At 31.3% G+C, this 24564-nt stretch carries 20 protein-coding genes and 1 other RNA gene; 7 read left to right on the top strand and 14 right to left on the bottom strand.

From position 1 onward, the window contains the following. Positions 1-46 precede the first annotated feature (46 nt). From GOY08_RS00705 to GOY08_RS00715, 3 genes are all read right to left on the bottom strand, one after another. The gene (locus GOY08_RS00705) at positions 47-1636 is read right to left on the bottom strand and encodes an SGNH/GDSL hydrolase family protein (RefSeq protein WP_158996646.1); all 1590 of its coding nucleotides are present in this window, start codon (positions 1634-1636) and stop codon (positions 47-49) included. A gap of 219 nt (positions 1637-1855) precedes the next feature. Continuing rightward, positions 1856-3049 carry an acetyl-CoA C-acyltransferase gene (locus GOY08_RS00710; RefSeq protein WP_158996647.1) on the bottom strand — a complete coding sequence of 398 codons (1194 nt, stop codon included), beginning with the start codon at positions 3047-3049 and terminating at the stop codon, positions 1856-1858. Between the two features lie 14 nt (positions 3050-3063). Further along, positions 3064-5442 (bottom strand): 3-hydroxyacyl-CoA dehydrogenase/enoyl-CoA hydratase family protein, encoded by a 2379-nt coding sequence (locus tag GOY08_RS00715; RefSeq protein ID WP_158996648.1) that lies wholly within the window; start codon positions 5440-5442, stop codon positions 3064-3066. Between the two features lie 150 nt (positions 5443-5592). On the opposite strand from GOY08_RS00715, the gene GOY08_RS00720 reads away from it, so the two are divergent. Then, the gene (locus tag GOY08_RS00720; protein WP_158996649.1) at positions 5593-6885 is read left to right on the top strand and encodes an MFS transporter; all 1293 of its coding nucleotides are present in this window, start codon (positions 5593-5595) and stop codon (positions 6883-6885) included. Positions 6886-6888: 3 nt separating this feature from the next. Here GOY08_RS00720 and GOY08_RS00725 read toward each other — a convergent pair whose 3' ends face one another. Both GOY08_RS00725 and GOY08_RS00730 read right to left on the bottom strand, forming a co-directional pair. Further along, positions 6889-7239: a CZB domain-containing protein gene (locus GOY08_RS00725; protein ID WP_158996650.1), complete on the bottom strand. Its 351-nt coding sequence runs from the start codon at positions 7237-7239 to the stop codon at positions 6889-6891. 169 nt (positions 7240-7408) lie between these two features. Next, positions 7409-7765, bottom strand: a complete 357-nt coding sequence (locus tag GOY08_RS00730) for a type II toxin-antitoxin system PemK/MazF family toxin (protein ID WP_158996651.1) — start codon at positions 7763-7765, stop codon at positions 7409-7411. Positions 7766-8129: 364 nt separating this feature from the next. On the opposite strand from GOY08_RS00730, the gene GOY08_RS00735 reads away from it, so the two are divergent. Continuing rightward, on the top strand, positions 8130-9371 hold the full coding sequence (locus GOY08_RS00735; protein ID WP_158996652.1) for a BaiN/RdsA family NAD(P)/FAD-dependent oxidoreductase: 1242 nt from the start codon (positions 8130-8132) through the stop codon (positions 9369-9371). Between the two features lie 4 nt (positions 9372-9375). Here GOY08_RS00735 and GOY08_RS00740 read toward each other — a convergent pair whose 3' ends face one another. The 7 genes from GOY08_RS00740 to ssrS form a co-directional block, all read right to left on the bottom strand. Further along, complete coding sequence (locus GOY08_RS00740; protein WP_158996653.1) at positions 9376-10182, bottom strand: substrate-binding periplasmic protein; 807 nt, start codon at positions 10180-10182, stop codon at positions 9376-9378. Between the two features lie 90 nt (positions 10183-10272). Next, the gene (dnaE, locus tag GOY08_RS00745; protein ID WP_158996654.1) at positions 10273-13929 is read right to left on the bottom strand and encodes a DNA polymerase III subunit alpha; all 3657 of its coding nucleotides are present in this window, start codon (positions 13927-13929) and stop codon (positions 10273-10275) included. Positions 13930-13954: 25 nt separating this feature from the next. Next, on the bottom strand, positions 13955-14557 hold the full coding sequence (locus GOY08_RS00750) for a DUF507 family protein (RefSeq protein WP_158996655.1): 603 nt from the start codon (positions 14555-14557) through the stop codon (positions 13955-13957). Between the two features lie 106 nt (positions 14558-14663). Further along, on the bottom strand, positions 14664-15692 hold the full coding sequence (locus GOY08_RS00755; RefSeq protein ID WP_158996656.1) for a tetratricopeptide repeat protein: 1029 nt from the start codon (positions 15690-15692) through the stop codon (positions 14664-14666). Continuing rightward, positions 15689-16258 (bottom strand): 16S rRNA (guanine(966)-N(2))-methyltransferase RsmD, encoded by a 570-nt coding sequence (rsmD, locus tag GOY08_RS00760; RefSeq protein WP_158996657.1) that lies wholly within the window; start codon positions 16256-16258, stop codon positions 15689-15691. Before rsmD ends, GOY08_RS00755 begins: the two co-directional genes overlap by 4 nt. A 9-nt stretch (positions 16259-16267) precedes the next feature. Further along, entirely contained in the window at positions 16268-17146 is an 879-nt protein-coding gene (locus GOY08_RS00765; protein WP_158996658.1) for an aminotransferase class IV, read from the bottom strand. Positions 17147-17228: 82 nt separating this feature from the next. Next, positions 17229-17418: non-coding RNA, 6S RNA (gene ssrS, locus GOY08_RS00770), on the bottom strand. 163 nt (positions 17419-17581) lie between these two features. Here ssrS and GOY08_RS00775 point away from each other — a divergent pair. Further along, on the top strand, positions 17582-19144 hold the full coding sequence (locus tag GOY08_RS00775) for a sigma 54-interacting transcriptional regulator (protein WP_158996659.1): 1563 nt from the start codon (positions 17582-17584) through the stop codon (positions 19142-19144). Positions 19145-19182: 38 nt separating this feature from the next. Here GOY08_RS00775 and GOY08_RS00780 read toward each other — a convergent pair whose 3' ends face one another. Continuing rightward, positions 19183-19818, bottom strand: coding sequence for a hypothetical protein (locus GOY08_RS00780; RefSeq protein ID WP_158996660.1), 636 nt, complete (start codon positions 19816-19818; stop codon positions 19183-19185). A gap of 213 nt (positions 19819-20031) precedes the next feature. Between GOY08_RS00780 and GOY08_RS00785 the strand changes: the two genes are divergently transcribed. The 4 genes from GOY08_RS00785 to GOY08_RS00800 all read left to right on the top strand — a co-directional run bounded on the left by GOY08_RS00785 (position 20032) and on the right by GOY08_RS00800 (position 24137). Further along, positions 20032-21240 (top strand): hypothetical protein, encoded by a 1209-nt coding sequence (locus GOY08_RS00785; protein ID WP_158996661.1) that lies wholly within the window; start codon positions 20032-20034, stop codon positions 21238-21240. 91 nt (positions 21241-21331) lie between these two features. Further along, positions 21332-21841, top strand: a complete 510-nt coding sequence (locus GOY08_RS00790) for a matrixin family metalloprotease (protein ID WP_158996662.1) — start codon at positions 21332-21334, stop codon at positions 21839-21841. Positions 21842-22032: 191 nt separating this feature from the next. Beyond that, positions 22033-22758, top strand: coding sequence for a ribonuclease PH (rph, locus tag GOY08_RS00795; RefSeq protein ID WP_158996663.1), 726 nt, complete (start codon positions 22033-22035; stop codon positions 22756-22758). A gap of 8 nt (positions 22759-22766) precedes the next feature. Continuing rightward, positions 22767-24137, top strand: a complete 1371-nt coding sequence (locus tag GOY08_RS00800; protein WP_158996664.1) for an ATP-dependent 6-phosphofructokinase — start codon at positions 22767-22769, stop codon at positions 24135-24137. A 105-nt stretch (positions 24138-24242) separates the two neighbouring features. Here GOY08_RS00800 and GOY08_RS00805 read toward each other — a convergent pair whose 3' ends face one another. Continuing rightward, a complete protein-coding gene (locus GOY08_RS00805) occupies positions 24243-24548 on the bottom strand; it encodes a hypothetical protein (protein ID WP_158996665.1) in 306 nt (101 codons plus the stop codon). Positions 24549-24564: the final 16 nt, after the last annotated feature.

Below are 24564 nucleotides of genomic sequence, written 5' to 3' on the forward strand. Positions count from 1 at the left end.
AATTTTGAGAAAAAAATTCTCTCTAAAATATTAGAGAGAATGCATTTTAAAGATTAATTTGCTTTTGACAATAATTTTTTACTGCGGATAAATCTGAAAACTCATAATTTGGCAATAATTGTAAGTCTTCAAGTTTATTTAATACTAGGAACGATATCCAGCAATGGGCATAACTTGTTGGGTGCGGAGAATTCCAAAAGATAGCGAATTGATTTACTTCTTTTTCGCTATTTTTACAGGACTTATTTAATCCACTTAGATATGCGTCATGATTTGTTTTTAACGCATTTTTTGCTGCATCAAGGTAACTGCCTTTGTAACAATAGTCTTGAATATATTTTCCTGGTTCATTTGGAATTTCATATTTTGAATCCAGATTTGTAAATCCATAATCAAAATTTTCTTGAGTATAAATATTTTTTCCTTCTAGCAATAAATTAAAGTCAGTATAGAAATCAAGTAAATTAATATTTACATCTCCATTAGTGCTTATCCTTAAATTATTTAATGAAGTAGCTAAATAAGCGTTATAATACTTAATTACTTCAGAAATATTTTGTGAAAATTCTCTTTTATCATTCACATCATCTAAAGAAGGATCATATTTTACATTAAGAGTGATTGGTGTTTTTCCAAAATCGGGTAAATTCATAACAAGAAAGTTTTTTGCTCCTCTTGAAATCAGTGTACTTATTTGATCTCTGATATTATTAACCGCTCTTTCAGAAATAGTTCTTGAACCATTTATGCCATCAGGATATTTAAAAAAGTCTTCGGAATAAACAGTTTGTTCAAATTTTGAAATATAGTCATTTGCCCCTACCCAAACAATAAATAATGTTTCATCTGGATTTGTAATCTTAAAAGATTTATTAGCATATGAATCATTAGTTAAATAATTATTTACGTAGTTATTAACATAATCTCTTGAACTGCCAGTGACTATATTTCTTCCTGCTGCGCGGAGATAATCTAAAAAGTCTTTGACATAAAAATTATTGTTACCTTCTGTTTTAGCACCACCAAAAGCAAAATTTAAAATAGGTAAGTGAGCTATTCTTTTTAAATAATCATTCCATATAAAACCATCAGAAAATCTGCCATACCAAAAAGGATAAGCTGGCATAACTTTCATCCATCTCTTTAAATTGCCAGTATCTGAAAGGCTATCACCGAATAATACAATTTGTTTTATCTTTCCTTTCGAATTATCATCTTTCAAAAAACGGATTGGATATTCATAAGCATTATAATTAGAAATACTAGCTTTAATGTCATAAAGTTTGTAACTCTTTTTTGAGCGCCAGAAAAAAGTTCCTTTATTAATTGCATTTAAGCATTCTGCTTTAGCTTCTTCATAACTTTTGTCTTCAGCATAAAAGAAACCATCTATAATCCTTCCTTGCAATTTTACATATTCATTATTTGTTACGTTGGTCGCCCAAAAATAATTGCTAGCTGCTCCTGGTATTGCTGTGCTTGGACGCATTAAACTAGGATTATTACTATTTTCACCTCTATTTGTGTCATAATAGTAACAGGCCATGTAAAAGTCACTAGCTAAAGCTGAGGAAGAAGGAATAAGAAAGCTGAATAGAAAGTATTTTTTTATATATTTACTTAGATGACAAAGCATAATGTCTCCTTCTTTTTAGCAAAAAGTTCTGCCATTTTTTGCGAAGCAACATTCATGCCAATTTGATTACAAAAAGATGAAGAATAATATGTAAATGAATTAATTGACTGATTGGCTAAAATTTTATTGAATTAGGAAATGAAAAAAAACTACCTTTTTCCTGAAAAGAAGAAGATAGTTTCTTTTTTTACTGAAGTGTTCTTGTGAAAAGGGAAAATTTTATACCATTTCTAAAATTCCAGCCGCACCCATCCCTGTTCCAATACACATTGTGACTACGCCGTATTTCTTTTTATGCCTGCGCATGCCATGAAGAATTGTTGCGGTACGAATAGCTCCTGTAGCACCCAATGGATGCCCTAAAGCAATTGCCCCTCCTAATGGATTTACTATTTTGGGATCAAGTTCTAAGTCTCTAATGACAGCGAGGCTTTGTGCTGCAAAAGCCTCGTTTAATTCAATCCAGTCTATGTTACTTTGTTTTAGTCCAGCTTGTTTAAGTGCTTTGGGTAGTGCTTCTTTTGGACCAATACCCATAATTTCTGGAGGAACTCCTGCAACAGCAAAGGAAACAAATCTTGCCATAGGTTGGAGATGATATTTTTTGATTGCCCGTTCACTAGCCAGTAAAACAGCCCCTGCTCCATCACTCATTTGTGAACTATTTCCAGCTGTAACACTGCCTCTAGCAGCAAATACAGGTCTCAATTTTGCAAGAGCTTCCATTGTCGTATCAGCTCTTGGGCCTTCGTCTGTTGTAATAACTTTATTGTTTGTTAAAATTTCTCCTATCCTACCAGGGAGAGCTTCAGTTGTCGTATAAGGTAATATTTCATCATTAAATTCACCTTTTTTAATAGCTTCTACGGCACGACGGTGACTTTCATATGCAAAAGCGTCTTGATCTTCGCGCGAAACTTTCCATTTATCTGCTACTTTTTCTGCAGTCATCCCCATACCAAAAGCAATCCCAATATTTTCATCTTTAAAAATTGCAGGATTCATTACTACTTTATGACCCATCATTGGAATAAGGCTCATACTCTCTGTGCCTGCTGCAACCATTAAATCAGCCTCACCCATCCGAATTCGATCTGCGGCCATTGCTACAGCTTGAATACCGGAAGAACAAAATCTGTTGATTGTCATCCCGGGAACTTGGTGCGGATACTTTGCAAGTAATAACGATATGCGTGCTACGTTCATACCTTGCTCAGCTTCAGGCATTGCACAACCAACAATGACATCACCAATTTCTGCGGGATCCATTTCTGGATTTTTAAGTAACAAACCTTTTAGACAGTGGGCAAGTAGGTCGTCAGGTCTTGTCAATTTAAAGACTCCACGTGGCGCTTTGCCTACAGGTGTTCTAATTGCTGTGCAAATATAAGCATCTTGAACTTGTTTTGACATGAACAGACTCCTTTTTAGTTTCTGAGAGGTTTTCCATTTTTTAACATATATTCGATTCTTTGTTGTGTTTTTTCTGTTTTAAGAAGCTCTATAAAGAAACGATATTCTAATTCAAGTAACCATTCATCAGAAACGCTGTTACCTTGTTCAATTTCACCTCCAGCAAGAATTGTTGCTACTTTAGTTCCAATATTAAAATCGTGTTCGGAAATAAAACCACCTGCAAGCATATTTACTAATGCAGCTTTGAAAGTAGCAACTCCGCCTTTTCCTGTTACGATAATATCTTTTGACTTTAAAGGAGGTCTGTAACCTGTTTCATACATTGCTTTTGCTTCAGCTATGGCAACATATAATAATTCATTTGGATTAAAGACAATGGTATCTGAAGGGCGTAAATAACCAAGTTCTTTTGCATCTTCAGCACTACGGGAGACCTTTGCCATTGCAATATTTTCAAAATATTTTTGCAAGAATGGAAAAATATTTCCACCTTTTGCATCTTTAGCAGCACGTAAAGCGAATTCTTTACAACCACCACCAGCAGGCAATAACCCAACACCAACTTCTACTAGTCCCATATAGGTTTCTAAAGCTGCAACAGCTTTACCACAATGCATTACAAATTCACAGCCACCACCTAGTGCTAAGCCTTGTACAGCAGCTACTGTAGGTACCAATGAATGTTTTAAAGTCATAGATGCTTCTTGAAAACGCTTCACCATTTTTTCTAAAATTGAAAAATTGTTACTTTGAAGAGCTTGGGTTACTTGAGCTAGATTTGCACCTGCACTAAATGGTGGCTCTGTTTGCCAAATCACTAAACCTTTTAATTTTTGCTCAGCAATTTTTACAGACTCAATAACGCCATCCAACACGTCAGAACCCACGGCATGCATTTTACTTTTGAAGGAGAGTATTCCTATTTCAGCATCTTTTGTCCAAAGGCGCACTCCTTCGTTCTCAAAAATAGTGTCTCCATAGCTGTGTTTTTCTCCTAAAACTTTTTCAGGATAGTGTTGTCTTAAATAAACTGGAAGTTGTCTTCTAGGCGCATTTGCATTTGTAGAAGGGGCATAACTTCCATCAGCAAAGTGAACAGCAACTCTGTTACTATCTGTTACCCATGTAGGTAATGGAGTTTTTGCTAAAGCCTTTCCAGCTGAAATATCACTTTGAATAGCTTCTGTGATCATTTTCCAACCAGATGCTTGCCAGGTTTCAAAAGGCCCAAACGTCCAGCCATATCCCCAACGCACTGCTAGGTCGAGATCTCTAGCATTTTCACAAATATCTTCTAAGTGGACAGCACAGTAATGGAACAAGTCACGAAATATAGCCCAAAGAAATTGGGCTTGAGGATGAGTAGATTTAATGATTTGTTTAAATTTTTCTGTTGGGTCTTTTATTTTTAAAATTTCTTGGATGCTAGGATCGAGTTCTTGATTGCTTGTTCGATACGCTTGTTTTTCTAGATCAATAACTTGGATTTCTTTTCCTTCTTTTTTATAAACACCAGCTCCTACCTTTTGGCCAATAGCTCCTTTTGATATTAAAGCTTGAATCCATGTTGGTACCTTAAAGTAATTATGCCACGGATCATTAGGAAGAGTATCACCCATAGTTTTAATAACGTGCGCTAATGTATCAATGCCGACTACATCAAGCGTTCTATAAGTAGCACTTTTTGCTCTACCTATTGCAGTTCCAGTAAGTGCATCTACAGTATCAAAGCCTAATTTAAATTGTTCCGTATGATGCATTGTTGCTAGCATAGAAAAAACACCAATACGATTTGCAATAAAATTTGGTGTGTCTTTCGCGCGAACAACTCCTTTGCCCAGAGTTGTTGTCAAAAATGTTTCCAATTGATCTAATATTTTTACATTAGTAGAGTTCTGGGGAATGATTTCTACTAAAGTCATATATCTTGGTGGATTAAAAAAATGAATTCCACAAAAATTTTGCCGCAGATGATTTGGCAAAGCCTCAGCTAGTGTATTTATCGAAAGACCGGAAGTATTTGTCGCAAAAATTGCATGTTTAGCAATATGTGAAGAAACTTTTTGATATAAATCTTTCTTCCAATCCATTCTTTCACTAATTGCTTCAATAATAAGATCGCAATTTTCTAATAAATCTAAATTTGTTTCGTAATTTGCAGGTGTAATATAATTTACTTTCGACTTCACAGAAAATGGAGTTGGTTCCAATTTTTGGAGAAAAGCGAGTGATTTTTGTACCACTCCATTAAGATTGCCATCCTTTCCTGGAAGATCAAATAAAATAACATCAACATTAGCATTTGCTAGATGTGCAGCAATTTGTGATCCCATAACTCCAGAGCCTAAAACAGCTACCTTTCGAACTAAGAAACGATCTTCGTTTACCATTTTTAACCTCATAATTAAAACGTAACAGAAACAAATACTACTTCTAGGTTGCGCTGGAGTCTAAACTTTTAAATAACTTTTGACAATATATGATTATGTAAAAGAAAAGAAGTGGTAAAATATATTTATTTAAAATTGCTGGAGGAATAAATGGTAAGTTTTAAGTTTAAATCTACTTCAAATATTTTTCTTACAGTCCTAGGAAGTGGTATTGGGAATGTTGTAGAGTGGTATAGTTTTTTGGCTTATGCTTATTTAACACCGGTCTTATCAAAACTTTTTTTTCCTGACGTAAATGAAAAAAAAAGTATTATTTATGTTTTTTTAATTTTTGCAATTGGTTTTTTAGCAAGACCATTTGGAGCAATTTTTTTTGGATATTTAGGGGATAAAATTGGCAGAAGAATGACCTTGATCACTTCTCAATCTCTAATGGCAATTCCTAGTTTATTGATCTGTTTAATTCCAACCCATGAGCAAATAGGGTTTTCTGCAGCTATCTTATTATCACTACTGCGTTTTATTCAAGGTTTTTCTATAGCTGGTGAGTATACAACTTCTCTCTGTTACATTTCAGAAATGAGTCCAAAAAATAAACGTGGTTTGTACACAAGTACAGTTCCATCTAGTACAGCAATTGGAATTCTTCTGAGTTCATTCATTACTCTAGCAATTATTCATTACTTTGAATCAAACAATACATTGTATACTTATGGTTGGAGAATTAGCTTTTTTATTGGCTTTCTGCTAAATTTAGTTGTCATATTTATTAGACTTATGTTAAAAGAAAGTGCGGCATATACAAGTCAAAAAAAAGAATTAGGAAAAATAACTCCTAAAAAATTTCTTTCTCTTTTAGTAAAAAAAGATGTTTTAAAAGTTGTCTTATCAGTTGTTTTAATGGTTGTTGCATATGCTTACTTTTATCAATTGATTTATATTTGGAATCCAACTTTTTTAGAAAAATTTATGAACAAGTCAAGTGACTTTGCATTATTTATAAATGGAACTTCGATGATCATTTTTTCTATTTGCATTATAATTGGTGGATATTTATCAGATAAAGTAGGAAGGAAAAAAGTAATTATTTTGTCTTCAGCGGCAATTATTTTATTTTTTGGACCATTATTTTATTTAATTAAGTCAGAAAATACTGACTTATATATTTACGCTTATATGACTTTTCTTTCTATATTTTTTGGTTTTTATGTTGGTGCATCCAGTACTCTTTTTGCGGAAATATTTGATATTAAAATAAGATCAACAGCATTATCTTTATCATATAATATACCTTATGCAATTGTTGGGGGTTTAACACCTGCATTATTATCTTATGTCCTTTTTAATCTTAATTATTTAATAATTGTTCTGATAACTGCAATTGTTATGTTTATAGCATTTGTTACAGCAGTTAAGGTAAAAGAATCTTATAGAAAACATTAGAAATTATACTAGCAAATGCTGGATTGCCATTAAAGAAGCTATTACTTGCTGTGATAAAATATTAAATTTTGAATTTTTTCCAATAATTTCGTCTTCAGAAAATTTTTCACCACTATGAATTCGTAAAACGATATTTCCAGCTTCTGTATGAAAATCTGCATGAATTGACTTTAATTTTTTAAAATTATTGTTACTTGAAAATTTATTTTCCATTGAATAGATCCATTTTCCTAAATCGCACAGGTTATCTTTACAAATGTCATCTGATTTTAAAGAATTGTCAGGATTTTTTAGATAGTTTACAAGTTTTACTTTCCAAGAGGAATGCGCTTTTACTGCTTCATCATAATTCATAAGATAATCCTTTAAACTATACAAGCGTTTATCATGTTTATTTTAGTATATAATATAAAAATTTCATTTCAAATTTGAAATGAGAAAATTTTATTATTTTGTAAAATAAATTAGGCGAATATTGTTATAAGGAAATTAAGAAAAAAATAATTTAGTTTTGGAATTAATTTTATTCCATAAAATAAGCAAATAAGCGCTTTTGTATTTTGTTTCGTAAGCTTTCAGGAACAACTCCAATTTTTCTGGAGAAAATATTTTTTTGGATAGTTAAAATATGGTCACAGGTTATATATGACTCACAAAACAATCCAGTTTCTTTGTTTCCATCGATTGAAATTGCAGAGTAGTTACCAGTGCTGTTTAAAAGAATTGGTAAAATAGTGGGTGCATGGTAGGTATCTAAAAAATTTTGTCCTGTTACAATAACGCAATAAGTGAAATCATTCTTATCATCAGAAAATTGAGCTAATGTAACTGGATCTGTAATTTTTGATAAATCTATCCGCCATATTTCCCATTGTCTCATAAGTATATTCTTTCTTTTAAAGGTAAGCTAAAAGATTTTTCTAGCTGACGAAAAAATAGCAAAAATTAGATTTATTGTCATTAATAATTAACTTTCCCTAGAAGTAAAAAGAATAATAATTATAGATGTTTCCTTTATTTGTAATTTTATTGTCATAATAAGTCAATCAAAATCTCATGTTTGTTACATAAATACTATTGAAATGAGATAAATCTAAATTCAATCAGCGGCCTCAAATTGGGAACTATATCGTAAATTTTATCCTGTAATTATAGGTATTTAAAAAAAAATATGCTTTTTTCTTTCCACCTGTTATGAAGTTTCCTTAAGAAGAGGGATATTAACTTCCTATTGAAGGAGTATCATGCAAGAGTTTGATTTGATTGTAATTGGTGGGGGAGCTGCAGGCTTTTTTGGAGCCATTTCCTGTGCTGAAAAAATGGAAACTAAGCCTAAGATATTGATTTTAGAGGCTACTAATAGGGTTTTAACTAAGGTAAAAGTATCTGGTGGAGGACGCTGTAACGTCACTCATAATCAATTTGAGGCCAAAGCATTAGTTCAGAACTATCCTAGAGGACAGAAAGAACTGCTAGGTCCTTTTCATAAATTTCAACCAAGAGACACGGTAAATTGGTTTTCTGCACATGGAGTCACTCTAAAAGCGGAAGATGATGGTAGAATGTTCCCAATAACAAATAATTCTCAAACTATTGTTGATTGTTTAGAAAATACAGCAAATAAATTAGCAATAACTCTTAAGAAAAATTCCCTTGTCACTGACTTAAAAAAAAATGCTGAAGATATTTTTTCTATAACAACCAAGTCAGGCGAAAGGTTTTTTTCAAAAAATGTATTGTTGGCTACAGGTAGTGCTCCATTTGGGGTAAAGTTAGCAGAACTATTAGGGCATAAATTGATTTCACCAGTTCCATCATTATTTACGTTTGAAATTTCTAATCCTTTAATTCAAGATTTATCAGGGACAAGCTTTCAAAGTATTCAATTAGATTTAAAGGTGGATGATAAAGTTTTTCAACAAAAAGGTCCTTGTCTTATAACTCATTGGGGATTGAGTGGACCAGCAGTTTTGAAACTATCAGCATTTGCTGCAAGGGAGCTTTTTGCTGCAAACTATAAGGCAGAATTAATAGTCAACTGGGAACAAGGCATTTCTTTAGAAAAGTCAGTATTAAATATTGATAAAATTAAAAAAATACATCCTAAAAAGAAAATATCAAATGAAAATCCATTTTCTTTTAGTAAAAGATTTTGGGATTCTTTATTATTTTATTTAAAAATTGATGAAAACTTATTATATGCTGATTTAAATAAAAAAAGTATTAATGATATTGCTAAAGCTGTAACTGGTACAAAATTAATTGTTAATGGAAAAGGTGTCTTTAAAGAAGAATTTGTTACTGCTGGAGGCGTTTGCCGAGAAGAAATAGATTTTCGGACACTGGAAAGTAAACTTGTTAAGGGATTGTATTTTGCTGGAGAAGTTATAGATATTGATGGAATTACTGGTGGTTTTAATTTTCAAAATGCTTGGACAGGAAGTTGGTTGGCGGGAAATGATATAGCCAAGAAATTACAAGAATAACATTCTATTTAAAAGCCTCTTTCATTTTATCTTTAAATTCTGCTGATTCTCTTACAACAGCGACTGAGTCCCAGATTTTTTTTGCTAATTCAGCATTATCAGTAACAAACTTATGAGAGAGAATTAAAAAATATGGTTTTTTTTCAAGAGAGGGAGTTACTTTTTCAAGTGTGGAAAGTTCTTTATTTGATTTAATTGCATGTTCAGCCTGCATAACAATAACCGCGGCAGCATCTAAATTTCCATTTGCAACTTTAGTTAGTAACGCTACAGAATTTTTAGCAGAATCATCCACAAATTCTATATTTTTTTCTTCCTTTTGTTTCTTTAGTAACTCTAATATAGAAAATCCACTTTGTGCTCCTACCTTTTTTGCTCCTGTAATTTTTTTTCCATCCCATTTCACAGTTGCACCTTTTTTAACATACAATGCATATTCTGAAATGTGTAACCTTTTTGATTCATCTGGAGCCCCATCTTTTGCATTTACTGCAATACCTGGGTAAGTTCCGTTCTGTAACCTATCCGCTTTATAGCTAGCAGCAAATGCCCCATCAAATTTATTTTCCTTTAGTTCTTCTAAACATCTTTTCCAAGGCATTGCTTGAATTTTGAATTTAAGATCCGGTATTTTTTTCTCAACAAGTCTTAATTCAATATGACTTAAACCCTTTTCATTAGGTAAAATCCAAGGGAACGATTCATTATCTTCATGACATAAAGCAATTTCTTTTGCGAATATCTGTGCTGAAAAAAAGCTAAGAGTTATTAAAGATAATTTAATTGTTTTTAAATTTTTTAATTTAAGCATTTTAAACTCCAAAGCATATTAAAAAAACTTATACATTTCTTATCAGTATGATACTTTGGAATTATTTATAATTCAATGCAAAGAAATAATTTAATTAATAATATGTTTTTGGTAAATACGATCTACTTTTAAAATACCTGGCCAAGTATTTTCGATACTAAGAATAAACTGATCGCTTGGTGTAATAGGATGATTTCCTAATTTTGCTTTTATTATGACATTTCGATCTGGTACTTCAATTTTCATAAATAATGATGTTTGACCTTTATTTTGTTTTAATATTTTCTCAAGAAGTGTTAAGTTTTCTGACTCTTTCAGAAATTCTTCATTGGTTTTTAAAACTATACCTTGCACTAATTCAATTCGTTTATTTGAAATTCTTTCTATACTTTGTACTATTCCCTTAACACTACCTTCTTCAATCCCTTTTTTTAATTTACATTCGATAATGATTGCTTCGTTAAGTTTAATTGGTTCTTGCATAGCAGTAAATTGTTTATTAAATAACGTAACTTCTAATTCGCCAAATCCATCTTCTATTTTTAAAACCAAAAAAGGGTTGCCTTCTTTGTTCTTCTTTTCTAAGAGCATAGTTACTATACCAGCTACCTTAACAATCTTTCTTTTATAGTCTGGTACGTTATCTGGTTCTAAATGAATTGCAGTTTGGTCTAAAGAAATTTCTGTTATTTCTTTAATATCAGCCCGTAATAAATCAGCCGGGTGCCCAGACATGTAAAAACCTAATGTGGAAAATTCATTGTTTAGTTGATCAAGATAATTCCAAGGTTTTGTTTTTTTTAATTGAACTGACAATAAATGATTTAATATTTTATTTGAACATGTTTCAGTTTTAATTAAAGTAGGTAAACGGGTTGGGGCAAATTCAAAAGAGTATTTTGACTTTTTACTTTCATTTTTTTCTTTAGTAGTTTCTAAGGATGCTGGATTAGCTTGACTAGTATTAGAAAAAACTCCAAAAATATCATAGCCAGTTGACTCATCTCTTTCAGCTTCTTTAGCAATGGTTCTTAACCAGCTGTCAGAATTTGCTAAAAGTTCAGCACGATTGGAGGCTATAGCATCAAATGCACCAGCCTTAATTAAACTTTCCATCACTTTTTTATTTAATTTTCTAGCATCTAACCTAGCAATAAATTCAGGAACTGTTGAGAATTCTCCACGCTCTTCTCTTTCAGTAACAATCATATTTATAATTCCAGAACCCAAACCCTTAATTGCTCCCAACCCAAACTGGATGATGTTTTCACCTGGAATACTGAATTCAAAACGGGAATGATTTACACAAGGAGGGAGAATTTTTATTTTCATCCGTTTACAGTCGCGAACATATCCAACAATTTTATCGGTATTATCTAAATCACAGGACATAATTGCTGTCATAAATTCTGTTGGGTAATAGGTTTTTAACCACGCTGTTTGATAAGTTACCCAGCCATAAGCCGCTGTATGACTTTTGTTAAAACCATATTCAGCAAATTTTGCCATCAAATCAAAAAGATCTGCTGATTTTTGTGGGTCGTGTTTATTTTCTGTAGCTCCTGAAACAAAACGACTTTTTTGTCTTTCCATTTCATTTTTATCTTTTTTGCCCATTGCTCTGCGTAGTAAGTCAGCTTCACCTAAAGAATAATTTGCTAAGACAGCAGCAATTTTTTGCACTTGTTCCTGATAAACAATAACACCATAAGTATCATTCAATATGGGCTCTAATTCTGGAAATGGATATTCAACCTGAGTTTCTCCATGCTTTCTTTTCACAAAGTCTTCAACCATCCCTGAACCAAGGGGGCCAGGGCGAAATAATGCAAGCACAGCAATAATATCTGTAAAACAAGTTGGTTTCAGGTCGGCGATGAGTTTTCGCATACCGGTAGACTCTAGCTGAAAAATTCCTGTCACGTGAGCTGTAGAGATCATTTCGTAGACTTTTTTATCGTCCAAATCAATGTACTCAATGTCGAGATCAGGTTTTTTTCTTTTTCTTATGAGTTTTACAGCATTATCAATAACAGTTAATGTTTTTAAACCTAAAAAGTCGAATTTAATGAGGCCTATTTTTTCAGCGTATTTATTTTCAAATTGAGTTAATAATTGACCTTCCGATTCAAGTAGAGGGCAACGTTCATCCAAAGCCCTATCAGAAATAATAACACCTGCAGCATGAATGCCTAAGGAGCTTAGAGTACCTTCTACTTCTACAGCACCTTCCCAAAGAGATTTTGTTTTTTCTTCATTTTCAACTCGTAGACGAATTTTTTCTTCTTCCTGAAAGGCTTGTTCAAGAGTTATTCCTGGAGATTCTGGGATTAATTTTGCAAATTCATTACTATCATGAAAAGACCAACCATTTATGCGAGCCAAATTTTTAATGGCGTTTTTAGCCATCATCCGACCAAAGGTAACAATTTGTGATACTGCTCTATTGCCATATTTTTGATAGACATAATTTAATACATCGCCACGTCTATCCTGACAAAAGTCTGTATCAATATCTGGCATAGAAATACGTTCAGGATTTAAAAAACGTTCGAATAAAAGATTAAAGCGGATGGGATCTATATTTGTAATGCGCAAAGCATATGTAACTAGACTGCCCGCTGCAGAACCTCTTCCAGGTCCAACAGGAATATTTTGTTCCTTTGCCCAATTGATAAAGTCTTGGACGATTAGGAAATATCCCGCAAATTTCATTTTTAAGATAACAGAAAGTTCGTATTCTAAACGCTTTTTGTAATCCTCCCATATTTCATCAGTGAAATTGGAACCCATCCAGACTTGCACTGAACTTTTCCGTAATTCTAAACCTTCCCTAGATAAACGTATTAAACATTCATCTGAGGTTTCATTCTCTCTTTGGCGATAATCTGGCATAAAAATACTTTTCGTATCAATCTTTACATTGCAACGTTCAGCAATTTTTACGGTGTTACTTAATGCTAGCGGATATTTATCAAATTTTTCTTTCATTTCTTCTAGAGTTGTTAAATGAAAATCAATATGACTTGGCATTCCTCTAACATCTGATTTTTGTAACTTATTTTTTATTGCTAATAATGATAGGTGAGTCTCTTTGTCTTTTTTATTTAAATAATGCACATCAGCTGTGGCTACAATATTTAAATTATTTTTATTTGCAATGGTGACAAGTTTATCAATAATTCTTTTTTGCTCTTCAAGACCATTATCTATGAGTTCAACAAAAAGATTATTTCGGCCAAAAATATTAACTAATTTTTCTAAATAAGCATCAGCAAGATCATAATTTTCTGCTAATACATGTTGAGAAAGTTCTCCCTTTAGACAGCTTGTTAAGCAAATTAAACCTTCTGAATATTTTTCTAACTCATCCCAATATATTGATGTAGAGTTAGAAAATATAGAATCTTTTCCTGTTGTATTTGCTATGGTACAAAGTTTTATTAAATTTGCATAACCTGTATTATTTTCAGCTAAAAGAATTAAATGTGATACTTGTTTTTTATCAGCAGTAAAAGCAGATTCTATATTTGCTTCATACCCAATGATTCCATTTATTTTTTCATTTTGACAAGCAAGATAAAACTCAAGAACACCATGCATTCCATCATGATCAGTTAAAGCAGCGGCCTTCGCTCCTCGTTTACTTAATTCTTTAATTAGTTTTTTTAATTTAATGGAACCATCAAGAATTGAATATTCGGAATGGATATGAAGATGGACAAATTCATCAGAAGACTGTTGCACTGGTTAAGTTCTCTCTTTAAAAGAGTCAGCCACCCATTGAAGGAGATTCGTCAGAAGACTTTTGATTTGCTGCAATGCGTTGGCGGACTTCATTATAACACTTATCATACGCTATGCACCAAGCATGACTGTATGGTTCTTCCCCGCTTTTCTTATTCACAATTTTTTCGACCGCTTCTATGATTCGGTCGTCTTCAAGGCGAAAACGGTGTATTGCGCGGGCAATACAGTTCTGAACTTTCATATCTTCGCTGTAAAAGTCAATACTGTCGATTTTCCAAATAGCTTTTAGCACTTTTTCTGCCAAAGAATCTGCACGCTCAGGATCATCACCAAGGATGACTCGTTTTGACTTAGCTAAACGGATTTTCACTTCATCTACAAGATTTTCATAACTTTTACCAGAAGATTTAGCTATTTGGCTTTGTTGTTGTACCAAACGTTCTGCTTCTCTAGATAGTCTGTCTTCTGTACGCGAATCATCTTCCAAAACATTTGTGATTTGTTCAATTACTTTTTCTTCAATACGTTCTTCGGTATTATAGTCTAGTTCGATATGTCCAGAACACTTTAATACTTTAAAAACTCGTTCAGCTAGTCGCTCAAGTTGTTCTGAGGAGAGTTTCATCTTAGAGATACCTTTCATAAATTAGACTAAAATTAGATTTTAAACTTTTCCCCATTTAGCTTTGAGGGGATTTCAATTATTATAGTTAACCAAACTGAAACGTGCGTCAATCAGATTTCTTCGTACTGTCCAAGTTTTTAGCTTCAAGCTGCGCTAAAGTGTTTTGAGCCTCTTTGCTTTCATTTTCGTAGTTTTTATCATCTGAGCTAATTTCTATAAATTTTTTATAGTAAAATGCTGCTTTTTTAGGATTATTTGAAGTGTAAATTTTTCCTAAAAGATAGAGAGCTTCAGGATAGTCTGGCTCAGATGAATAAGCCTTTTCTAGTTTTCCTTTTGCCTGAATAGTATTATTTGCTTTTAGGTCACATTTTGCAGAATCGGTTAAGGTTGGAGCTAAGAAAGGTCTCGATTTTAAAACAATATCAAAAATTTTCTGCGCTTTTATGCAGTCGTTAATTCCAGCATATGCGTTTCCTAGAACATTTAACAATAATATTTTTTCTGTTTCTGCTGTTGTTTGATCTTTGCTAATTATTTTAAATTCAGATTTTTCAAATTCTTCCATTTCTTTTATTGCTTTTGTATATCTTTCTTTTTTAACATCAATACTAGTCATAATTAACATTAATTGCAGATCAAGTGGGTTTTTTTCATAATTCTTTTTTATCATTTTTTCAGCAGCATCATATTTCCCAGTTTTTAAATAAACCCAACTAATTGACTTAATTACTCGTAAATCGTTTGGATTGATATTTAATGCATTTTGATAAGCTTTGATAGATTCTTTTTCAAAACCTACCCCTCTATAAGCTTCGCCCAAAAAGTATAGTAATTCAGCGTCTTTTGGATAATTTGGAGCAACTTCATTCAATAAAGACAATGCTTCCTTAAATTTATTAATTTTTACTAAAACTAATCCTAAATTTCTTTTCGCAGTTGCAGAATTGGGCTCAATTTTCAAAGCTATTCGATATTGTTCTGCTGAGCGGGAAAAATCTCCTTTTTCAGCATATTTATTTCCTAAAGAAATATATTTGATACTATCTGAAGAATTTGATGAAGTCATACAACTAGAAAATAATCCAATTGCGCATGAAATTGAAATAATTTTCAATAAATTACATTTTTTCATTCAAATTGCCCTTTCTGCCAAATTTCAATTTTCGTTTTTCCATATTTTCTTTCATCAATTTTCGACCAATCCTGTGAATTGGATTGTAATTGAATTTTTAGAAGGAGAGGCATTTCAAAAATGACAGTGCAAAATTGGGCGCAAATATTTGCGCTATCAAGTTCTTGCAAGGCATTTTCGTACCATTTTGATAAATATGGAGGATCAATAAAAATAATATCAAATTTTTCACTTTTAAAAGAATTTTTTAAAAATATACTAGCATCACTGTTAATGAGTTGAAAATGATTAGGTGGGATTTGGAGCTGATGTAAGTTTTGTTGGATGACATTGTATGCCTGTATGTTTTTTTCAACAAAAACGGCTTTTTTTGCCCCTCTACTGAGAGCTTCAATTCCCAAAGCACCACTACCAGCAAAGAGATCAAGAACAACGGCTTCTTCAATAGAGTCAGAAAGAATATTAAAAAGACTTTCTTTCACTCTATCTGCTGTAGGGCGGGTAATATCACTTCCTGATAAAGTTGAAAGACTTCTACGTTTATATTTACCTGCAATAACCCGCATTTAATTACCTTAATGATTGAATAAAGCTTGATTTAATTTTAAAAAAAAGTTGTGGGAAGAATGGACATCAAATACATGTTCATCAATTTTTCTAACTGGAACAATTCCACGTATTGAAGAAATTATTCCACAACCTTTCACATCGCTCATATTTGCCCGATTTAATACACTCCAGTCAAATGATATTTGCATTTTTTTTAGACCTGCAATTAATTGACTTAAAGTAACACCAGCTAAGCAGAGGCCTTTAAATGGCGTTGAGTAAACGGTTAAATTTTTATCAAACCAAATAAAATTTGCAGTGGTTGATTCAGAAATATTATTTTCTGTATTAAAAAATAATGCATCATCATATCCAGCATTTTTTGCACTTTCTAAGGCAATTAGATTATAAAGATATGAGCATGATTTAATATCTATTAATCCTTGAGAACGTAAATCTTTAACACATAATAATGAAATACCATCTAGGTATTGCTCCTGTGTGGGTCCTGTTACGTTTCTGCAAATAATAATAAAATTTGAGCTAGGTAAAACATTATTAGTTTTTTTTATACCTAAATCAAAAGAATTTCCTCCAGAAACAATAATTCTTAGCTGGCATTTGTCGCTTACTTCTCCAGTTTGTTGAATATTTTTCTGAATAGTTTCTTTTACATTAGAAAAAAGTGTTTCTTTATCAGGAGCAAGAATAAATGCTTCCTTACAGCTAGAAAGTAAACGCGCAAAATGCTCATCCCAATGTTTAATTTCACCCTTTTTAACAAGTACAGTTTCAAATATGGAATGTCCAAATAAAAAACCACGATCAGATATAGGAATTTTTGCTTCACTTAATGGGCAAATTTTTCCATTAATATTTGCTACTCCAAAAAATTCATTCGTCATGAGCTGAACTCCAAGAGAAAGTAATTTTATTTTAGCGAAAAGAAAAAAATGTATTATGGTTGGAATAAAATTGGAAGAAAAAAAGAGGCCTCTTGTAATTTTTTAAGATAGGAGAAACCCACTTCCAAAAAAGTGGTAGCTTTGTGATTATTCTTTAGGCTTCCCTCAATCGCACAAAGTCGGAGGGCGTGCACACCAAAAAACCGTTAGCTTCCTATTACATTATTTGTAGGTTCTGCCATATTATTCAACAAAAACTACTAGAGGCTAAAATAATTATGCGCAGAAAAATATTTTGAGTCAAGTCAATATTGGGAATTTTCCTTTTAGTTTTTTTCAAACTGTTTATTTTTTTTTCAATTTGCATAAAGTTTTTTCACTATCAGCCGAAATGATTACAAAAAGATATAAGTTTTATGACATCGGAGTAAATTTGTGAGTGATGAAATAGAACTCAATTTTGAACATTTTGAAAACCTTAATATTGTCAATAAATTAAGACAAATTATTGGTAACTGGTGGAATATTCAGTTAAATTTTACAGATGAAAAGGGGTACTTAAGAGGAGTGCCGCAAGGGCGTTTTTTTAATCCTAAAAATCCTATTTGCAAATTTATTACAGAAAATAATGAGACTTTTAAAGATTGTGTAAAAGTAGCTAGAGTAACAACAATAGAATCAGAAGAAGCAAACGAGCAATTAATATCTACTTGTCATGCAGGATTTAGCACAATATCTTTGCCTTTAAAAATTGAAGAAAAATATTTGGGCTGTATATTTGCTGATGGCTTTATTATAGAAGAAACAGTAAATGAACAAAAAGAAAAATTAAGAAAATATTTGCAAAAAACGCAAAATAAAAATGCGCTTGAAGTTGAGGAATATATAAACACACTCCCTATTTTATCTATGAAAGAAGTTGGTTATTTAGAGGAATTACTGCAATTAGTTCTTGATGAAATTTTGCAATTAAGAAAATCAATTTCTGACAATCAAGAAGAACTAAATGCTATAAATTCAAGTTTAAAGAGAGATTGGAATTTTGAAAATATAGTTGGAAAAAGTAAAGCAATGCAGGATGTTTTTAATTTGCTTGGAAAAGTAAGTGAAAGTGAAGCAACTATTTTAATTACTGGCGAAAATGGAACTGGAAAAGAGGGAATTGCTAAAGCAATTCATGTGAATTCAAAAAGGAAAAATAAAAATTTTATTGTGCAAAATTGCGGTGCTTTAAATGATAATTTGTTAGAATCAGAATTATTTGGACATGTAAAAGGATCTTTTACAAATGCTATTAAAGATAAAAAAGGTTTATTTGAATTAGCTGATAAAGGGACTCTTTTTCTCGACGAAATAGGTGATACTTCTGCCACAATGCAAGTAAAATTATTAAGATTACTTCAAGAAGGAACATTCATACCTGTTGGTGGTTCAGAGCAGAAAAAAGTTGATGTTCGTATTTTAGCTGCAACAAATAAAAATTTAGAGCAAATGGTAAAAAACGGAACTTTTAGAGAAGACTTATACTATCGACTAAATGTTATAAATGTAAGATTACCAGCTTTAAGAGAAAGATCAGAAGACATACCATTACTTATAAAAAAATTTTTAGAAAATTATGCAAAAAGTAACAAGATTCAAGCAAAAAAAATTTCATCATCTTGTTTGCAAAGAATGGAAAAATATCATTGGCCAGGAAATGTTAGAGAGTTAGAAAATGAAGTCGAAAGACTTTGTGTATTGTCAGGAGAAAATCCAGATATATCTGAAGAACTTTTATCTGACAGGATTTTTGGAACGGATGAAAAAGAAGAAAGCTTTCATAATATTGATAAGCAAAGTAACTTAAAAGATGCAATAGAAAAACTAGAAAAAGAAATGATTTTAGCTCATCTAGAAAAGCTAAATTGGAATAAGAGTAAAGCTTCAATAACTCTTGGAATTAGTAGAGCTAGTTTAATAATGAAATGTGAGAAATATAATTTAGAAAAAAAATAGATTAATTATTTTTATTAATTAAAATTATTTTATAAAATTTAGTTTAAATCATTATCTAATGTGTATTTAATAGACTTTACTTCATCTCTTGTTAAGTTGAATCTATCTTTTAATTTTATTTCATATTCATAAGCTTCTTTTTCAGCTAAATAGGTACCAATCATAATATCTTCACTCATTTTCTTTTTATTATGCTTTGATTTGGCAAATAATTTAGCAGGAATCCTCCTTAATGTATCTATATAATTAAATACTTCTATTTTCAGAAAAGATTGATTGCTATGAATTTCAATTTCGTGTGCAAGAGTGGAACCTAAAATTCCCCAGCTATCAAAAGCCATATTTCCAATATATACTTCACGGTTTAGCACAAAACTTTCACCTACTGTTAATCCCCTGAAATTTAAATCAGCTAGTAAAATTGGAGAATTTGTATTCTCATTTTTATCAATGGAAAATAGAGACATAGCAAGATCAATATTTTCTTGACTCATAAATGGCTTTTCTTCTGGATAAATAACTTCAACCATAGACATTTTAGTTTGCATAATTTTGTAATTTTGTTGTTCTAAATAGCTTAGAAGACAAAAGTAAAAAATAGCAATAAAAAATAATGAAGGAATTATGATATTAAAATAACTTATCTTGTTTAAATTATTTGTGTTTTTATTCATTTAAGTACTCATTAAAAATAAAGAAATAGTCCAATATATTTGTGTAAGAAAGATCTGTGCCAAGTTTAAAAAATCTAGTAATTACAAATGTTTTATCTCTTTTCTAGATTATAAAAGTCAGTAGAGAAATGTTTTTGTAGAGAATATAGACAAATTGCTATTTGTTTTTGTTTAATTTTTAGACAGAAAATGACTCTATAGAAGGTGCTAAATATGTTGATAAAAATTATAATATATTTCCTTATTATTTTATCTATTTTTAATAAGGAAAAATTATACTCTCTAAATGTTGAAAAATATGATGAAATAATTGAAGAAACTTTGCAGTCCTTGGGAAAAGAAAATGAATTCGAAAGTAAAGAAAAAATTGAAATAAATTATAAGCTTATAAAAGAAAAAGTGCAAAGTGATTTAAAAATTGGGAAAATAGATACTAACTTGAATGAATTTTTATTTATCCATGGAATTTATTTTAACGACCTTTTATCGTTACAATCTCTCATTATAAATCGCGAAATATCACAACTCGATAGTATATTAAAAAAGCATTTAAGTTTGGCCATAATTAAAAAATTATCGTTGGCTATTCAAGAAAATAGAATAGCTCAGCAAGTTAAAATACTAGTACAAAAAAACAATCAATGTTTTTATTATTTGAACGGTTATCTTGTTGAATTTGATAAATATTTCACAGCACCTGCTGGAGTACCGTTTTACTTTGCAATTGACTGCCCATCAAATATGTTTGAAATAAAAAAAATTGTTACTTCCGAAACTCAATTAGAATATAAAGTTGATTTTAAAAATTTGGAACAAAAACAAGAATATCCAAGTACAATACCTAACCCTTTTCAAGCACTTAACGACTATGATGATGAAAGTCCTTTAGCTGAAAAATCTTACTTTAATTATTTTATTGGAATGGGAATTTTAAATGATTTTGGTAAGTTTAAAGAATTAGGATTAAATAATCTCAATCTTTCTGCTGGAAAGTTACTCTTTATTGATACCAAAGTAACATACAAAAATTATTTTCTTTCATTTGATTATGCATCTGTTAAATTTAAAAGCGAAAAAAAGTATGAATTTACTAATAGTTATACCAATGAAAAAACTGAAAAAAAAGCTATTTTTACCACAACAGGAAATTATTTTGATATTGGGATAGGATATAATATTCAACTATTTGAAATTTATAAAAAATTATCTTTTGAAACATCTTTATCCTCGCATTTGGCAATCTTGCAAAATGAATATTCTCCAATAAATTTATATGGTTTTGGTCTTAAATTGATTTTTGGTCCTGTATTTAATATCAATGAACACTTCTTTTTAAATATTAAAACTGGATTAAATTATTTTTGTGGAGAAATCTATGGATATCAAATACCTACATATTTAGGAGCTGGATTTAATTTTTAATTATTGATTTTTGATTAAAAAAATATTAATTTTTGACTTCTATTTTCAATATTTTTGTAAATATTGAGCTCTATTTATTTTTTAGGTATTTATGATTAAAAGTTTATTTTATTCTTTTTTATTGGTAAGTCTCATATTATCTTGCGGAAAAACATACGAAAATCAAAAAAATATTCAAAAAGAAAAAGTTTTCGTTGATAATGCTTTTGTTTACTATCTTAATAATGTTAAAGAAAAGCTTAGAAAACTTAAAGTAAGTGAGTATAAAATTAATAAAATTAATAATGTTTCTATTGAATTTGGTGATATTAAAAGGAAAAATGGGAATGAAAAAGTTGCCGGTGTTTGTAATATTAAATATACAGATACTTTGGTTTATTCTCAAAAAATAACGATTGATTTTTCCCAGTGGGAAACATTTAATACTAAGTATAAAATTGAAATAATTGCACATGAATTAGGCCATTGTGCTTGGGGCTTGAAACACGATCAAACGAAAGATCAAATTATGAGTGAAATTTTAACTAATATTACTGAGTCTAAATGGCATATTTTTGCAGATCAAATTATGAATTCGTCTGAAAATATAAGAAATATTTAAAGCATCTCCCTGAAAATTTGGATTAAATCATTTAAACCTCTAATATCACTAATCTTAAAATAATTATCCATTTTTTAAGCACTCCTTAAAACTTTTTAGAAGTTATTCTTTCCATATTTTAATAAATTTTTTAAGGTGTATCTTTCTAAGGGCTTTCAGCTTGGGCTCTCATTCAAATATAGAGGTAAATCATGTCAATATTACGTTCTCAAGGTCGTTCACCTTCTCAACCTAGAGCTATAAAAATAACTCCAAAATATTTAAAAAATCCTGTTGGCTCTGTTTTAGTTGAATATGGGGAGACTAAGGTTTTATGTTCCGCAACAGTTGAAGAAACAGTTCCAAACTGGATGCGTGGGACTCGTGGACAAGGCTGGATAACTGCTGAGTATGCCTTATTACCAGCTTCAACACTAGACCGTACAAAAAGAGAAAGACAGTATCTATCTGGAAGAACACAAGAAATTCAAAGACTCATTGGCAGATCTCTGCGTTCAGTTGTAGATTTAAAGCAATTAGGTGAACGAACAATTATAATTGACTGTGATGTTCTACATGCTGATGGTGGAACTAGAACAGCATCCATTACTGGTGGTTATGTAGCGTTAAAATTAGCTATAGAAGCTCTCATAAAACAAAATAAAATTAGAAATAATAATAATCCTCTCAAAGACGCTGTAGCAGCTATTTCTTTAGGAGTTTTTGAAGATCAAATTTTTGTCGATTTAGATTATCAAGAAGATTTAAAAGCAGATGTCGATCTTAATGTAGTTATGACGGCCACAGGACAATTATTGGAGGTTCAAGGCACTGCAGAAAAACGTCCATTTACTCGTGAACAGTTAAATAAGATGTTAGATCTAGCTTCGGATGCTTTAAAAGAAGTATTTGATGAACAAAATGCTGCATTTGCTTGAGGTTATTTATGAATAAGGGCATTGAAATTAAACCAGAAACTTTTCAAGTCGAAAGCCTAATTCCAGCTTTTGGCCAGGCTAATATTTCGTCACCATTAAAAGGTTCTTTCCAAACTGAAAATTTTATTGATGATGGAAAAGATAGAATTTTGGTTGATATTTCTTTAGAAGGATTGCTTAAAGCGTCCCGCCCAGATAATGGAAAAATTTTGTTTCAGCCACCCACATTTGAGCTTGCAGGTCCACGAGAAAAAATTTTTTGGAATCCTGAAAATTTAAAAGTTGCAATCGTAACTTGTGGGGGGTTAGCTCCAGGGTTAAACAATGTCATACAAAATTTAGTTACCTTTTTGTTTGAAAGGTATCGTGTAAAAAATATCTATGGAGTTCCCTATGGCTATCAAGGTTTTACACACGATCCTTTAACAAAAAGATTTGCTTTTGGTTGGAGACGTCTAGATGCACTTTCAGTTCAAAACATTGATTTTGAAGGTGGGAGTGTTTTAGGAACGGGTAGAGGGCATTCAAATCCTGTATCTATTGTTGACGCGTTAATGCTTAGAGATATTAATATTTTATTTACTATCGGTGGAGATGGCACTTTAGCTGGTGCAAATGCAATTCATGAAGAAATAAAAAGAAGGAAGGTACCTATTGCATTAATAGGTATACCTAAAACTATTGATAACGATGTTCTTTGGGTAAGTAAAACATTTGGATTTGAGTCTGCGGTTGGAAAAGCTGTTGAAGCTCTTCGCTGTGCACAAACTGAGGCGCGTTCTGCTTTCCATGGAATTGGTCTGGTAAAAATAATGGGAAGAAATTGTGGTGCATTAACTGCAACAGCTGCAGTCGCTATGAATGACATTGATTTTGTTCTCGTCCCAGAGGTTCCAATCGTTCTTGATGGACAAAATGGATTGCTCAATGCAATTGTCCGAAGAGTGATAGAAAAAGGTTATATTACAATTGCTGTAGCAGAAGGTGCTGGACAAGATTTATTCCCACCTTCGGAAATTCAAAAAGACCTTAGTGGAAATATAAAATTAAAGGATATTGGGAAATTTTTGCAACAGAAAATTACTGAAGAATTTAAAGCTAGGAATATTGAAACTACTTTAAAATATATTGATCCTAGTTATATGTTACGTTCTCAAACTACATCAGCAGATGATTCTGTTTTTTGCGCTAAGTTAGGTCAAAATGCAGTGCATGCAGCAATGGCAGGAAAAACAGGTTGTATGATAGGTTATGCTTTTGAACATTTTACCCATGTCCCGTTGACAGCCGTAGCATTAGGGAAAAAGCATTTGGACATCAATGAACCTCTTTGGCTTTCTGTACTAGCTTCTACTGGACAACCTGCACAATGGAAATAAAACATTTTTCCAATATGTTTTAACTTTTATAACTACATAGTTAAAACGCATTTATTATTTTCCTTAAGAATAAATTATGAGCAAGATTTCTAATTATGTTTCTGTTTAAAAGCATGAAACATTTCCTTTTGGCATAATAAAAATCGTATATGTTGCTGTTTCTGCACAATTTGATGAGCTTGTTGGATATATAGCGACATTTGCTGCTGTCCAATTCTGGCAAGAGCTTAGTGAACAAAATCCACCTGCAGAGCCCAAATTGTAACCTAATGCATTTATGCAACTTGAATTGTTTTGACATGACCAACTTGCATAATATCTTGGCTCATAATTATAGTCGTTACCTTTATAGCAAGCGGTTTGAGTTAAGATAAAATGAAAAATGAATATTATAAAAATTCGTCTTAACACTTCAACTCCCCAAGCG

Origin of the sequence: Pigmentibacter ruber, from assembly GCF_009792895.1 — a bacterium.
Lineage (GTDB): Bacteria > Bdellovibrionota_B > Oligoflexia > Silvanigrellales > Silvanigrellaceae > Silvanigrella > Silvanigrella rubra.

Coding starts and splice junctions, on each gene's coding strand:
- GOY08_RS00765 (WP_158996658.1), bottom strand. CDS start 17,146: ATGACGAATGAATTTTTTGGAGTAGCAAATATTAATGGAAAAATTTGC.
- GOY08_RS00785 (WP_158996661.1), top strand. CDS start 20,032: ATGTTGATAAAAATTATAATATATTTCCTTATTATTTTATCTATTTTT.
- GOY08_RS00800 (WP_158996664.1), top strand. CDS start 22,767: ATGAATAAGGGCATTGAAATTAAACCAGAAACTTTTCAAGTCGAAAGC.
- GOY08_RS00790 (WP_158996662.1), top strand. CDS start 21,332: ATGATTAAAAGTTTATTTTATTCTTTTTTATTGGTAAGTCTCATATTA.
- rsmD (WP_158996657.1), bottom strand. CDS start 16,258: ATGCGGGTTATTGCAGGTAAATATAAACGTAGAAGTCTTTCAACTTTA.
- GOY08_RS00710 (WP_158996647.1), bottom strand. CDS start 3,049: ATGTCAAAACAAGTTCAAGATGCTTATATTTGCACAGCAATTAGAACA.
- GOY08_RS00715 (WP_158996648.1), bottom strand. CDS start 5,442: ATGGTAAACGAAGATCGTTTCTTAGTTCGAAAGGTAGCTGTTTTAGGC.
- GOY08_RS00730 (WP_158996651.1), bottom strand. CDS start 7,765: ATGAGACAATGGGAAATATGGCGGATAGATTTATCAAAAATTACAGAT.
- GOY08_RS00780 (WP_158996660.1), bottom strand. CDS start 19,818: ATGAATAAAAACACAAATAATTTAAACAAGATAAGTTATTTTAATATC.
- GOY08_RS00705 (WP_158996646.1), bottom strand. CDS start 1,636: ATGCTTTGTCATCTAAGTAAATATATAAAAAAATACTTTCTATTCAGC.
- rph (WP_158996663.1), top strand. CDS start 22,033: ATGTCAATATTACGTTCTCAAGGTCGTTCACCTTCTCAACCTAGAGCT.
- GOY08_RS00720 (WP_158996649.1), top strand. CDS start 5,593: ATGGTAAGTTTTAAGTTTAAATCTACTTCAAATATTTTTCTTACAGTC.
- GOY08_RS00750 (WP_158996655.1), bottom strand. CDS start 14,557: ATGAAACTCTCCTCAGAACAACTTGAGCGACTAGCTGAACGAGTTTTT.
- GOY08_RS00735 (WP_158996652.1), top strand. CDS start 8,130: ATGCAAGAGTTTGATTTGATTGTAATTGGTGGGGGAGCTGCAGGCTTT.
- GOY08_RS00755 (WP_158996656.1), bottom strand. CDS start 15,692: ATGAAAAAATGTAATTTATTGAAAATTATTTCAATTTCATGCGCAATT.
- GOY08_RS00725 (WP_158996650.1), bottom strand. CDS start 7,239: ATGAATTATGATGAAGCAGTAAAAGCGCATTCCTCTTGGAAAGTAAAA.
- GOY08_RS00740 (WP_158996653.1), bottom strand. CDS start 10,182: ATGCTTAAATTAAAAAATTTAAAAACAATTAAATTATCTTTAATAACT.